The organism is Ruegeria sp. N11 (assembly GCF_056531525.1).
Genome location: NZ_JBQFLX010000013.1, coordinates 137,623 through 150,342, shown reverse-complemented (window position 1 = coordinate 150,342; position 12,720 = coordinate 137,623). Strand labels below are relative to the sequence as shown.

Annotated in this window: 12 protein-coding genes, 1 tRNA gene and 1 pseudogene; 7 read left to right on the top strand and 7 right to left on the bottom strand. The window is 59.0% G+C overall.

The window, feature by feature from the left end; translation table 11 throughout:
- Positions 1 to 217: 217 nt before the first annotated feature.
- The 7 genes and pseudogenes from ACR0J8_RS15185 to nadA form a co-directional block, all read right to left on the bottom strand.
- Entirely contained in the window at positions 218 to 892 is a 675-nt protein-coding gene (locus tag ACR0J8_RS15185; RefSeq protein ID WP_480890958.1) for a tyrosine-type recombinase/integrase, read from the bottom strand.
- Positions 893 to 902: 10 nt separating this feature from the next.
- Entirely contained in the window at positions 903 to 1,199 is a 297-nt protein-coding gene (locus ACR0J8_RS15180; protein WP_480527989.1) for a hypothetical protein, read from the bottom strand.
- Positions 1,200 to 1,236: 37 nt separating this feature from the next.
- Positions 1,237 to 1,299, bottom strand: a pseudogene (locus ACR0J8_RS15175) (hypothetical protein); the annotation flags it as partial.
- A 253-nt stretch (positions 1,300 to 1,552) separates the two neighbouring features.
- A tRNA-Thr gene (locus ACR0J8_RS15170) sits at positions 1,553 to 1,628 on the bottom strand.
- A 183-nt stretch (positions 1,629 to 1,811) separates the two neighbouring features.
- Positions 1,812 to 2,660 carry a carboxylating nicotinate-nucleotide diphosphorylase gene (gene nadC, locus ACR0J8_RS15165; protein ID WP_480525926.1) on the bottom strand — a complete coding sequence of 283 codons (849 nt, stop codon included), beginning with the start codon at positions 2,658 to 2,660 and terminating at the stop codon, positions 1,812 to 1,814.
- Entirely contained in the window at positions 2,657 to 4,222 is a 1,566-nt protein-coding gene (locus tag ACR0J8_RS15160) for an L-aspartate oxidase (protein ID WP_480525925.1), read from the bottom strand. Before ACR0J8_RS15160 ends, nadC begins: the two co-directional genes overlap by 4 nt.
- Before the next feature lie 8 nt (positions 4,223 to 4,230).
- The gene (gene nadA, locus ACR0J8_RS15155; RefSeq protein WP_480890955.1) at positions 4,231 to 5,283 is read right to left on the bottom strand and encodes a quinolinate synthase NadA; all 1,053 of its coding nucleotides are present in this window, start codon (positions 5,281 to 5,283) and stop codon (positions 4,231 to 4,233) included.
- A gap of 332 nt (positions 5,284 to 5,615) precedes the next feature.
- Here nadA and ACR0J8_RS15150 point away from each other — a divergent pair, with 332 nt between their 5' ends.
- The 7 genes from ACR0J8_RS15150 (at position 5,616) to ACR0J8_RS15120 (ending at position 12,713) form a co-directional block, all read left to right on the top strand.
- Positions 5,616 to 7,142 carry an ABC-F family ATP-binding cassette domain-containing protein gene (locus tag ACR0J8_RS15150; protein WP_480890953.1) on the top strand — a complete coding sequence of 509 codons (1,527 nt, stop codon included), beginning with the start codon at positions 5,616 to 5,618 and terminating at the stop codon, positions 7,140 to 7,142.
- A 188-nt stretch (positions 7,143 to 7,330) separates the two neighbouring features.
- Positions 7,331 to 8,311 (top strand): biotin synthase BioB, encoded by a 981-nt coding sequence (gene bioB, locus ACR0J8_RS15145; protein ID WP_170611795.1) that lies wholly within the window; start codon positions 7,331 to 7,333, stop codon positions 8,309 to 8,311.
- Complete coding sequence (locus ACR0J8_RS15140) at positions 8,308 to 9,441, top strand: 8-amino-7-oxononanoate synthase (protein WP_480525920.1); 1,134 nt, start codon at positions 8,308 to 8,310, stop codon at positions 9,439 to 9,441. The genes bioB and ACR0J8_RS15140 overlap by 4 nt, the downstream gene beginning before the upstream one ends.
- Positions 9,438 to 10,058: a dethiobiotin synthase gene (gene bioD, locus ACR0J8_RS15135; protein WP_480525918.1), complete on the top strand. Its 621-nt coding sequence runs from the start codon at positions 9,438 to 9,440 to the stop codon at positions 10,056 to 10,058. Before ACR0J8_RS15140 ends, bioD begins: the two co-directional genes overlap by 4 nt.
- Positions 10,055 to 11,338 (top strand): adenosylmethionine--8-amino-7-oxononanoate transaminase, encoded by a 1,284-nt coding sequence (gene bioA, locus ACR0J8_RS15130; protein ID WP_480525917.1) that lies wholly within the window; start codon positions 10,055 to 10,057, stop codon positions 11,336 to 11,338. Before bioD ends, bioA begins: the two co-directional genes overlap by 4 nt.
- The gene (locus ACR0J8_RS15125) at positions 11,338 to 11,958 is read left to right on the top strand and encodes a pimeloyl-ACP methyl esterase BioG family protein (protein WP_170679016.1); all 621 of its coding nucleotides are present in this window, start codon (positions 11,338 to 11,340) and stop codon (positions 11,956 to 11,958) included. The genes bioA and ACR0J8_RS15125 overlap by 1 nt, the downstream gene beginning before the upstream one ends.
- Complete coding sequence (locus ACR0J8_RS15120; RefSeq protein WP_480525915.1) at positions 11,955 to 12,713, top strand: methyltransferase domain-containing protein; 759 nt, start codon at positions 11,955 to 11,957, stop codon at positions 12,711 to 12,713. Before ACR0J8_RS15125 ends, ACR0J8_RS15120 begins: the two co-directional genes overlap by 4 nt.
- Positions 12,714 to 12,720 lie beyond the last annotated feature (7 nt).

Genomic DNA, 12,720 nt, shown 5'->3' with positions numbered 1-12,720 from the left:
CGGTCAACCAGAAAAGATCAGACATGGTCACCGCTCGATTTTCGAACCGTGAATCACGCAGCCACGCGGAAATCAATGGGTCCTGACCCTAGACAGTGTCGTCAACGTGTCTTTGAGGGACCAACTGCTCTGATAAATCCAGGCCTGCATCAATTGTTCACCAGGTTGTACCGGGGCTTGTTCACAGTCAATCACGTCCCAGTTTGTCCTTCTTCATCTAATCAAGCTGATCTGCCCACCACTGTGTCAAATCAACTCGCTCATCCCAGTGTGCGCCGCGCGTGTTTACCCGGCGGATTTCGTTCTTTTCCACATGCGCGAGGGCTCGCTCAATGGCGTCCGGATGCCAGCGGCCGGATTCATTGGCCAATGTGGAAAACATTGCCCGAAAGCCATGTGCCGTCATCTCGTCCTTCTCATACCCCATGCGGCGCAGCGCGGCATTCAAAGTATTGTCGCTCATGCAGCGCTTGGATGAACGTACCGATGGAAAGAGCAACTTGCCCCAGCCCGTCAGGTCGCGCAGTTCCTTCAAGTCATCGAGGGTTTGGCGGGACAGCGGTATCTTGTGAGGCCGCCGCATCTTGGCGCGATGTGCCGCAACGGTCCACGCCATTTTGCTTTCATCGATCTCATCCCACTCCGCCATTCGCAACTCTCCGGGACGCAGGGCAGTCAACGCGAGCAGTTGCAACGCGAGGCGCGTAGTTCTTTGACCGGCAAACCCGTCGATAGACCGTAGCAATGCACCGACCTGCGCCGGATCAGTGATTGCCGCGCGGTGCTGCACCAGGGGCCTGATCAGGGCATCCTTCAAACCATAGGTCGGATCGTTGTCCGCGAGGCCCAGGGCGATGGCATAGCGAAAGACGGCCCCGGCAGCAGATCGCATCCGTACGGCGCTATCGTGATTGCCCTTTTTCCCTCTTCTGCAGCGGAACCGGAATATCCCGTGCTGCTATTTTCGCGATCAGCATTTTCCCGATGTCTGCGGAAAGTAGCCGGTGAAGCCAGGCCGTCTTTGTCAGCGTTGCTTCGGCACGGCCTTCGCTGCGCTTCTTTTCCAGCAGTTCCGCTGCCAACTTGGAGAAGGTAGCGTTGTTCTCTGCCTCTTCTCTGGCTTTTTTGTCTTTGCGAACGCTGGAAGGATCTTCGCCATTTGCGATCAGGCTGCGGGCGTTGCCGTTTCCGTCGCGCATCAGCTAGTGTCACTTCAGGATACCTGCCCAGCGCCAGCAGCTTTTCCTTTTGAAGCCAACGATACTTGAAGCGCCAGAGTTTCGAAGCGTTCGGCTTCACCAGCAAATATAGTCCGTCAAAATTGGCCTTCTTTTAGGGCTTCTCCTTGGGTTTCAAAGCCCGAATCCGTGCGTCGCTCAAGACGGGGATTGGGGGTACTTCCAATCATCGTGTGGCCCGTACGCCAATTTGGTACCCCACTTGGGGGTAGATTACAGCGTACGCAGCAGAACAACATCGGACACACCGACAGTAGAAGACCTGCTAATACAAGCTACTATCAGTCAGAGTCGGGCGAAACTGGATGTTAAAGTGGTGCCGCTGAAGGGACTCGAACCCCCGACCCCATCATTACGAATGACGTGCTCTACCAGCTGAGCTACAGCGGCCTGCTTCTCTTCGCCGAGCCCTGCCTCGGGCCCGACTGTGCCGGCCTTTTCTAGTCAATTCGAAGCGAACGTCAATCGGAGATGGGGCGTTTTGAGAAAAACTTGCGCTCCTCACTCGGATGTGGCCGCTGTTCTCTCGACCCTGTGTCGCCTGTTAGCTTGGTGAGACGGGATGCGCCCACTTCAGAAATCCAGGCCTAGGTCGATTGTTCGGTAGGAATGGGTCAGCGCGCCGGAAGAGATATAGTCCACTCCGGTGGCGGCGATTGCCGCTACCGTTTCACGGGTTACGTTGCCCGACGCCTCGGTTACCAGACGTCCGTCGACCATCGCGACTGCTTTTGCCAGGGTTTCCACGGACATATTGTCCAGAAGAACCACATCCGCGCCACCCACATCCAGGACTTCAGCCAGTTGATCCAGGCGGTCGATCTCGATCTCGACCTTCATCATGTGCGAGGCGCGGGATTTCGTAGCCTGCAGAACTGCGGCGATTCCACCGGCGGCGGCGATATGGTTATCCTTGATCAGGATTGCATCTGACAGGGAAAACCGGTGATTGAAACCGCCGCCGTGCAGGACGGCCTGTTTTTCGACAACGCGCAGCCCGGGCGTTGTTTTACGGGTACAGGTGATGCGCGCCTTTGTACCTTTGATTTCCGCCACAAGGGCCGCTGTTTTTGTCGCCACGCCAGTCAAACGTCCGGCAAAGTTCAGCGCCACGCGTTCTCCGGACAGGATTGAGGCGGCGCTGCCCCTGATTTCCATCAGCGTTTCATCTTTGGCGCACCGCTGACCGTCGACGACAAGCGAGGTAATCTGAAGTGATGGGTCGACCAGACGGAAAGCCAGTTCCGCGACCTGCATTCCGGAAACAACAGCGTCTTCGCGCGCGTTGAGACGGGCCGTGTACTGCGTTCCTGCCGGAATAACGGTCAGGGTGGTGATGTCGCCATTGGAGCCGAGATCCTCCATCAATGCAGCCCGGACAAGGGGCTCCAGGATCATGTCAGGCAATGTCGGGATTGTCATTGTAGAACCTTTGCGATGCGGTCGCGCAGTGTCACGGCTTCGCCGAGTGTCAAAGCTGATCGTTTGCCGGGGCCGGGATCTGTCTGGGGAAAATCGGACCGAAAATGCGCGCCGCGGCTTTCTTCGCGCATCAGCGCGGCCGCAGTAATCAGGGTGGCGGTTGCAGTCATGTTCAGAAACGTGGCCGATGCCGCGTTTTGCCTTTCGAGCTTGGCGATTTCGGACAGCGCCCGGCGCAATCCCTTGCCACACCGAACTACGCCCACGCAATCCGTCATGACCCGCCGCAGAGTTGAAACCGCCGGGACCTCTGCCCTCGGATTGCCCGCGGCCAGGTGTATCGCAACCTCAGGGCACGGTTTCGCCGGCGTATTGGCTGCGATGTCTTGCGCGCAGGTGCGCGCAAAGACCAACGCCTCCAGCAACCCGTTTGAGGCGAGGCGATTGGCTCCGTGCAGGCCCGTAGATGCGGCTTCGCCACAAACCCAAAGCCCTGTCAGGGTGCTTCGGCCGTTAAGTTCTACATCAACACCCCCCATGTGGTAGTGAGCTGCGGGCGTGACCGGGATCGGTTGTGACACAGGATCCACCCCGTTGCGAATACAGGCGTCGGTCACGGCCAGAAATTGCGTTGTGATTTCTACGCCAATGGCCGCCCTTGTGTCCAGCGCAGGCCGCTGTCCGGATTGCGCCTGCAAGAAAACTGCCCGGGCAACAATATCTCGGGGCGCCAGATCACCATCGGCATGAACCCCCGCCATGAAGCACTTCCCAGCTTTGTCGATCAGAACCGCCCCTTCACCGCGCAATGCCTCGGTGGCCAGCGGCGTTGGATCTTCACCGACATTCATTGCGGTCGGATGAAACTGGACGAACTCAGCATCAGCTATTCGCGCCCCGGCACGGGCGGCCATGCCGATCCCCTGCCCGCGGATACGCGCCGGATTGGTAGTTTGGGCATATAGCCCCGCGGACCCGCCAGTCGCCAGAATGTGTGCGGCCCCGCGTAGAAGTACTGGTTTGGCGCCGTTGTCGGCGGCAGCAGTCAGGTAGACGCCGCTTACATGTTTGCCGTCGCTTTCCAGCCCGATGGCCTGAACCCCTTCGATCACCTGAACCGACGGGGTCCGGCGCAATTCGGCAATCAGGGCACGCATGATTTCCGCGCCTGCCTGATCCCCTTTCACCCGCACCACGCGGGCAGCGGAATGGGCGGCCTCGCGGGATTGAATATAGGCCCCGTCCGGCGTGCGATCGAAATCAGTACCCAGATCTGTCAGATCCAGAACATGGTCGCGGGCAGAGCGGGTCACGTATTCGGCAACCTCACGCAGAACGGACCCGGCCCCGGCACGGATGGTGTCTTCGGTATGGGCTTCAGGACTGTCACCCGGAGCCATGGCAGCGGCGACCCCGCCTTGCGCCCATGCGGAACTGGCCCCAGACCCCAGCGGCTCGGGCGAAATCATAACAACGGGTCGTGGTGCCAGTTTCAACGCGGCGTAAACGGCGGCCAGCCCGGCGCCGATAATGACCACCCTTGGAGTCGCAATTTCCTGCATCGGCTGGGTCAAATACCCAGCTTGCGGGACAGGTCGATCATTCGCTGCACGGACAACCGCGCCTTTTCGGCAATGCTCGCGTCAACCTCGACCTGACCGGTCATCGTGTCGAGTGCATAAAGCACCTTTTCCAGCGTGATCTTTTTCATGTACGGGCACATATTGCACGGCCCGACAAATTCGACCTCGGGCAATTCATCGGCGATGTTCGACGCCATCGAACATTCCGTGATCAGCAGTGCTTTCTCGGGCTTTTCTTCGGTGACATACTTGATGATGCCGCTCGTCGATCCGGAGAAGTCGGCCTCATTCACCACGTCCGGCGGACATTCAGGGTGCGCAATCAGGCGCGTACCGGGATTCCATTCACGGAAATCGCGCAGATCGTTGGCGCTGTATTGTTCGTGAACGATGCAGGACCCTTCCCACCAGACCACGTTCTTTTGCGGCACGTCACGCGCCACGTTCTGGGCCAGGTACTGGTCCGGCGTCATGATGACCGTTTCACTGTCCTGCGCGGCCACGATCTGCGCCGCGTTCGACGAGGTGCAGCAGATGTCGGATGCGGCTTTGACCTCGGCGGTCGTGTTCACATAGGACACAACCGGTGCGCCTGGATAGCGGCGGCGCATTTCCGCGATTCCCTCGGCTGTAATGGACTCGGCAAGCGAGCATCCCGCCTCCATATCCGGCATCAGTACCGTCTTTTCCGGGCTGAGGATCTTGGAGGTTTCCGCCATGAAATGCACACCGCATTGCACGATCACATCTGCCTCGACCTCGGTCGCCTTGATCGCCAGTTGAAGGCTGTCACCCCCAAAGTCCGAGATACCGTGAAAAATCTCTGGCGTCATGTAGTTATGGCCCAGGACGACCGCATTCCGCTCGGCTTTCAGATCATTGATCGCCTTCACGTAAGGGGCATAGATCGCCCAGTCCGCCGGGGACACAACGCGGGACATGCGCGCATAAATGTCTGCCATGCTAGCGGCCAGTTCCGGCGATGGGCTGAGGTCATATTTTTCGGAAAGATGCGCGCGCTGCGCGGGTAGGTCGAACACGGGACTGTTTTTCTGCCTGATGACGTCGTGAAGCTCTGATTATTCGATTTTCTTCAGAATGGCTACCGTCAACGTGAACCGGCAAAACTGACCCAAATTTTCTGCGATGGATGGCCAAGGCGGTTGCCAATCGCCCGCAGTTTTCCTAGCCTGACGCAAAGGCAACAACCAACAAAAGGAGGGCACGAGCTGAACATGCGTATCATCCGCCGACTTCAGCACGGTCCCCGTTTCGCCCTGTAGATCCGTTTACAGGGCCGACCCGAGACACCTTTCATCGACGGTCTGCTCAAAGCCGCTGTGCGGCCATACCTTCTGGGTGCGAGATTTCCATGACTGTCATCAACATCAATGCCTTGGGCGTGACCCTTGGCGCGACTTTATTTTCTGACCTCAACCTGACCATATCGAAAACCGACCGGATCGGTCTGGTGGCCGCAAACGGACGCGGCAAGTCCACGCTGCTTGCATGCCTGTCGGGCGACCATGAGCCAACAACCGGAGCGGTTACCCGCGCTCGCGGCTTGCGAGCCGGACACGTAAAACAGGACATTCCGACCGGTGCGCTGGCGCACAGCTTGCACGATTGGGTCCTGGCGGGCCTGCCACCAGAGCAGGCGGACTACGAAAGCTGGCGTGTGGATGTCGTGCTGGATGAGCTTCAGATCCCCTATGAATTGCATCACGGGCCGCTGCGCGATCTGAGCGGCGGATGGCAGCGCACTGCCATGCTGGCCACGGTCTGGATCACCAGACCGGACCTGCTGCTCTTGGACGAGCCGACCAACCATCTTGACCTTAACCGGATTGCGCTGCTGGAAAACTGGCTTGGCGCATTGCCGTGCGACGTGCCGGTTGTGATCGCCTCGCATGACCGGGCGTTTCTGGATGCCACGACCAATCGCACCTTGTTTCTGCGCCCCGAAAATTCCCGCGTGTTTTCGGCGTCATACTCATCGGCACGTGCAGCCCTTGCAGAATCTGACGCAGCCGATGAGCGGCAGCAAGCCAATGAACTGAACAAGGCCCGGCAGCTTCGTCGTCAGGCGGCAAAACTGAAGAACGTTGGCGTGAATTCCGGCTCTGATCTGTTGCTGACCAAAACCAAACAGCTGTTACTAAGGGCCGACAAGCTGGAACAGGCAATCGGTCACGTTCACCACGAACAATCTGCAGGCGATATCCGGCTGGCGAACAGCGGCACTCATGCCAAGGCGCTTGTCTTTTTGGATGATGTGCCTGTTCGCTCGCCAAACGGGCAATTGCTTTTCAAGACTGGCCGGAAGTGGATTGCGCGCGGGGACAGAGTTGTGATGCTTGGCGCGAACGGTGCTGGCAAGACACGTTTGATTCAGACGATACAGGCAGCTCTGGCAGGGGCCGAAGATGGCATCAAATGCGCAGCGTCCATTGTTCCCGGCTTTTCCGATCAGCATCTGAGCCAGCTGGATGATGCGGAAACTCCTTTGGCTATGGTGGTAGCACAGTTTTCCATCGGCGATCAGAGGGCGCGTTCGGTCCTGGCCGGCGCTGGAATAGACTACCAGATGCAAGACACGACAATTGGAGCGTTGTCCGGCGGCCAAAAGGCCCGGCTGGCGATGGTGATGCTGCGGCTAAAGGCACCTGACTTCTATTTGCTCGACGAACCGACCAATCATCTGGACATCGACGGGCAAGAGGCGCTTGAGGCCGAGCTGACGGAACATGGCGCAACCTGCCTGCTGGTCAGTCACGACCGAAGTTTTCTGCGTAATGTAGGAAACCGGTTCTGGTGGATCAAAAACCAGAAACTTGAAGAAGCAGATAGCCCGGGAACGTTCCTGTCTGACCAAAGTCAAGGTGGCGCGAGTGCCTGAGGAACAGACTGGATTTCGTGCGTTTCTGCTGCGCGGCGCTGCACTGCAGCGCCGCGTTGGCTCGCAACGCGTTCAATTCGCTGGTTTTCGCCTGAATGCCTTCCCACAAGGGAGATTCCAGTTGTAGTTTCTGGGTTTATCAATAATAAAAGCCGGAAAGACAGACGCCTAGGAAAAGTATCGATAAAATGGATCAATCGACCCCCACCTGGACCCGCGAGGCCGCGCAAGCCTTGTACGACATGCCTTTGATGGATTTGCTGTTTCGCGCTCAGACGGTTCACCGCGAAAACTTTGATCCAAACAAGATCCAGACATCCAAGCTGCTCTCGATCAAAACCGGCGGATGCGCCGAAGATTGCGCATATTGTTCTCAGTCCGCTCGAAACGGCTCGAAGCTGTCGGCGTCAAAACTGATTGAGGTTCAGCGCGTTCTGAACGAGGCGCGCAAGGCAAAGGATGGCGGCGCGACCCGGTTCTGCATGGGGGCCGCCTGGCGCGAGCCCAAGGAACGGGACATGGACGCGCTTGTGGCCATGGTAGAGGGCGTGCGTGACCTTGGCATGGAAACATGTATGACGCTCGGCATGCTGGACGACAACCAGGTCGTCCGTTTGCGGGATGCCGGTCTGGACTATTACAACCACAATATCGACACGTCCGAACGGTACTATTCCGAAGTGATCACAACCCGCACTTTCGCAGACCGGATCGACACGATGAACCGGGTTCAGGAGGCCGGAATCAAGGTCTGCTCGGGTGGCATCCTTGGCATGGGCGAGGAAATTCAGGACCGCGTCGACATGCTGGTGACGCTGGCCAACATGTCCCCCGCGCCCGATTCCGTGCCGATCAACATGCTGATGCCACAGGAAGACACACCGCTGGCCGACGCCAAGCCAATTGACCCGATCGACTTTGTACGCGCAATTGCAACCGCCCGCATCATGATGCCAAAATCCTACGTGCGTCTGTCCGCTGGCCGCAGTGAGATGAGCGATGAGATGCAGGCGATGTGTTTCCTGGCCGGAGCAAACTCGATCTTTGTGGGCGAAACCCTGCTGACCGCCGAAAACCCCGAGGAAGATACTGACGCAATCCTGTTTGCCAAACTGGGTTTGCAGGTCGAAACCGTGGCCGGGCAGAGCTGCGTGGAAGCGGCTGAATGAAGGCATTGGACCGCCTGAAATCCATGCTGGATGTTCTGAACAACCGGCACCGCTATAGGGTGCTCGCACCTCGTTGCGGCCTGGATTTTGCCTCCAATGACTATCTGGGACTGGCGCAGTCTCCCATGCTGAAGGTGGCGGCGCAAGACGCGCTGGACCGCGGAGTTCCGCTGGGGTCCGGCGGGTCGCGCCTGTTGCGGGGCAATCACCCTGAGCATGAAGCGCTGGAACAGGAAGCCGCCGCCTTCTTCCAGGCTGAATCCGCCTTGTTCATGGGCGGTGGGTTTCAGGCCAATCAGGCGATCTTTTCCACCCTGCCCGCCGCAGAAGATCTGGTTCTCTATGATGCATTGATTCATGCCAGCGCGCATGAAGGCATGCGCATGGGCCGCGCCACGACCCTGGAGTTTGCACATAACGATGTCGCCGATGCGCGGCGTGTCATCGCAGAGTGGCATTCGGCCGGAGGCTCCGGTCAGATCTGGATTGCCGTTGAAAGCATCTACTCGATGGAAGGCGACTTCGCGCCTTTGGCAGAATTGTCGGAGCTGGCCCGCGCCAATGACGCGATCCTTGTTGTGGACGAAGCCCATGCCACAGGCATATTCGGCCCGCAGGGCAAAGGGCTGGCGCATGGCTTGAACGCGGAACTGCTGACGCTGCACACCTGCGGCAAAGGGCTTGGTGTTGCCGGCGGGTTGATTTGCGGATCAAGGGTGATGATCGACGCCCTGATCAACCGCGCGCGCCCTTTCATCTTTGCAACCGCCCCCTCCCCCTTTAACGCAGCGCTGGTGCGGGCAATGATCAGCGTGCTGAAGGCGGATAGCTCGCTGATTGATGCGGCGCAGGAACGTCTGCGGCATGCCCATGCAGAAGCACGGCGTTTTGGCGTGCCGAACGACGTTCTGAACAGCCAGATCATACCCGTCATTCTGGGGGATGACGGGCGAACCATGGAAATGGCGGCCACGCTCGCAGAACACGGATTCGATGTGCGCGGTATTCGACCGCCGACCGTGCCGCGCGGCACTTCGAGGTTGCGTATCTCTATCACCGGCAATGTCAGCAAGGCGGAAATCAGCGCCCTGTTCGAAACACTGAACCGTTACCAGAGGAAAGCGGCATGAGCGCTGTCGTCGTGACAGGAACCGACACCGGTGTCGGCAAAACGGTCTTCGCCGCAGGCCTGACGGCGGCGCTTGGTGCCAGCTATTGGAAACCAGTTCAATCCGGGTTGGAGGATGCAACCGACAGCGAAATCGTTGCAACTCTCTCGGGGGCTGAAGTGCTGCCGGAAGCCTATCGGTTGAACATGCCTGCATCCCCGCACCTGTCCGCCGAGGATATGGGTGTCGAAATCGACCTGTCGCAGCTTGCACTGCCGGAGGTTGACGGCCCGTTGGTTGTTGAGGGCGCAGGCGGGGTCATGGTGCCGCTAAACCGCAGGCATTTCTTTCTGGACCTGTTCACCCACTGGCAGGCGCCGGTGGTGCTTGTCGCGCGTACCGCGCTTGGAACGATCAACCATACGACCCTGTCCCTGATGGCGCTGCGCAACGCGGGCTGCACCGTGGTTGGCGTGGCCTTTATCGGCGATGCGGAACCCGAAGTAGAACAAACTATCGTCGAAATGTGTAACGTCCGCCATCTGGGCCGGCTGCTGCTAATCGACGATCTGTCACACGACACGCTGTCAGCGGCCTTTGAAGCCATCGATGTCAACGCTATCCGGAGCGTCCTGTGACCCCGCTGGAATTCGACGCACGCCATCTTTGGCATCCCTACACCAATGTGTTGAACCCCGGCCCGATGCACCTCATCACCGGGGCCGAGGGCGTCTGGCTTACTCGGGAAGACGGCACACAGATGATCGATGCCATGTCGTCATGGTGGTGTGCAGTTCACGGGCATCGGCACCCTGCCATTATCAGCGCAATGCAGGATCAGCTGGCGCGAATGCCGCATGTCATGTTCGGCGGCCTGACCCACGAACCCGCCGTGGAACTGGGCCGCAGGCTGATCAGCCTGTTGCCGGATGGTCTGGACCGCATTTTTTACAGCGACAGCGGTTCGGTCGCGATAGAAGTCGCCCTGAAAATGGCTGTTCAATATCAGATGGCATTGGGTCGTTCCGAGCGCACGGAATTCGCCACCATTCGCGGCGGTTATCATGGCGACACCTGGAAGGCGATGAGCGTTTGCGACCCCGTCAACGGTATGCACGGGCTGTTTCGGGGCGCATTGTCGATACAGCATTTTTTGCCCCGCCCACAGATCACTTTGGATCAGGACTGGTCTGACGACACTGCACTCAATGGCCTCGGCGCGCTTGAGGAGTTGCTGGAAACCAAAGGCAATCGAATTGCCGCACTGATCCTGGAACCGGTGGTTCAGGGCGCGGGCGGCATGTATTTTTATCACCCGGTCTGGCTAAAACGCGCGCGGGCGCTGTGCGATGCATACGGGGTTTTGTTGATTTTCGACGAAATCGCCACGGGCTTCGGCCGCACCGGCGAATTGTTTGCGATGCATCTGGCTGACGTCGTGCCGGACATTCTTTGTCTTGGTAAAGCGCTGACAGGTGGTCATATCACTCTGGCGGCCACGGTCGCCACTGAACCTGTGGCTCGTGGGATCGGTGAAAGCGAAGCCAGTGTGCTGATGCACGGCCCCACCTATATGGCCAATCCGCTGGCCTGTGCCGCCGGTGCCGCCAGCCTTGACCAACTGTCCCGGCGCGACTGGCGCGCCGAGGTGCACGCAATCGCACAGCAGATGGCACATGAACTTGCCCCCGCGCGGAATTTGCCCGGAGTGGCGGATGTCCGGGTTCTGGGTGCGATCGGCGTCATCGAGATGGAGAATTGGGTTGATCCATCTATCGCGCACAGGAAGGCGCCGGAAACCGGTGTCTGGCTGCGCCCGTTTGCGCGGAATATCTATTGCATGCCACCCTATGTCATCTCACCGGACGAGTTGAGCAAAGTCACCGCTGCGATGGTGGCGTTGGCCAGGGAATCGTAATGAAACGCCAGTGGTTATCCCGGTCGGAACAGTCATCACTGATCCTTGTTTTTGGTGGCTGGGCGCTGGGTGCGGCCCCGTTTGCAGAACTGACGGGACAGGACGATGTCCTGCTGGTGGATGACTACCGTCACTTGGATGATGCCCTGCCCGAACTCGCGCAATATGACCGCGTTGATCTGATTGCTTTTTCTTTCGGTGTCGCGTCCGCCGCGCATTGGATGGCAATGACTGGCTTTTCACCCGCGCGTCTTGTCGCCGTCAGTGGAACGCTGTCGCCAGCGGATGCGGAAACCGGAATAGCGCCCCAAATGATACGCGCGACAGCCGATGGCCTTACGGCAGACAGTTTTTCGAAATTTTGCCGTCGCGCCGGTTTGCAAGGCCCCGCTCCTGCCCTGAACATCGAGGCCGCGCAGGCTGAGCTGCATTGCATCATTGATCGGGGTCCAGCCCCGGAACGTGCCTTTGATCGCGTCTGGATACCTGAAAAGGACCGGATCATCCCGACCGGCGCCCAAAAGGCAGCATGGGCGCGGCAAGGCAAGGCTGTTCGCCCAGTTTCGGGGCCACATGTTCCGTTTCGGGCCGGGCAAAGCTGGGCGGAGTGGATCACATGATGGCGCATTTGACAGACCGGGTTCAGCGCAGCTTCAGCCGTAGCTTTGACACCTATCACCAGGCCGCGGGTCCTCAGGGGCGGATCGCAGAGCGACTGGTAACGGACCTGCGCGATTGCGGCGCGCCGGGTCACTTTTCCTCAGTCCTGGAACTTGGCTGCGGTACCGGGCTTTTGACACAGAAGCTGCGCGATGCATTTGTCATTGGAGACCTGATCCTCAACGATTTGGCGCCCGAAGCCGGGATGACTGCACAAACGGCCGCCGCCACGTTCCTGTGCGGGGACGCGCTGCAGGTAGACTGGCCCGACCGGCCTGATCTGATCACCTCTGCCTCAATGATCCAGTGGCTGGCGGATCCGGCTGCACTTTTGCGCAGAGCCGCAGACGCGCTTGCGCCGGGTGGTTGGCTGGCAGTCTCGGGCTTTGGCCCAAAGCAGTATCATGAGCTCGCTCAAATCGGCTCGTCCGCAGGGGCACCGGGTTTGTGCCGTTCCGAGGATCTAGCTGCTTCAGTCCAAACTGAAATGGAACTTGTGACATCGGGCGAGCATGTGCAGCAACTGCACTTCGCGTCACCGCGTCTTGCGCTTAAACATCTGCGCCAAACCGGGGTCAACGGGCGGGCCAAACAGTTCTGGACCAAATCCGATCTGTTGCGGTTTTCAACAGATTACACCCGCCGGTTCGGGACCGACGCCGGCGTACCTTTGACCTATCATTCAGTCTGGATCGTCGCACGAAAACCGGTCTAAGTCACCT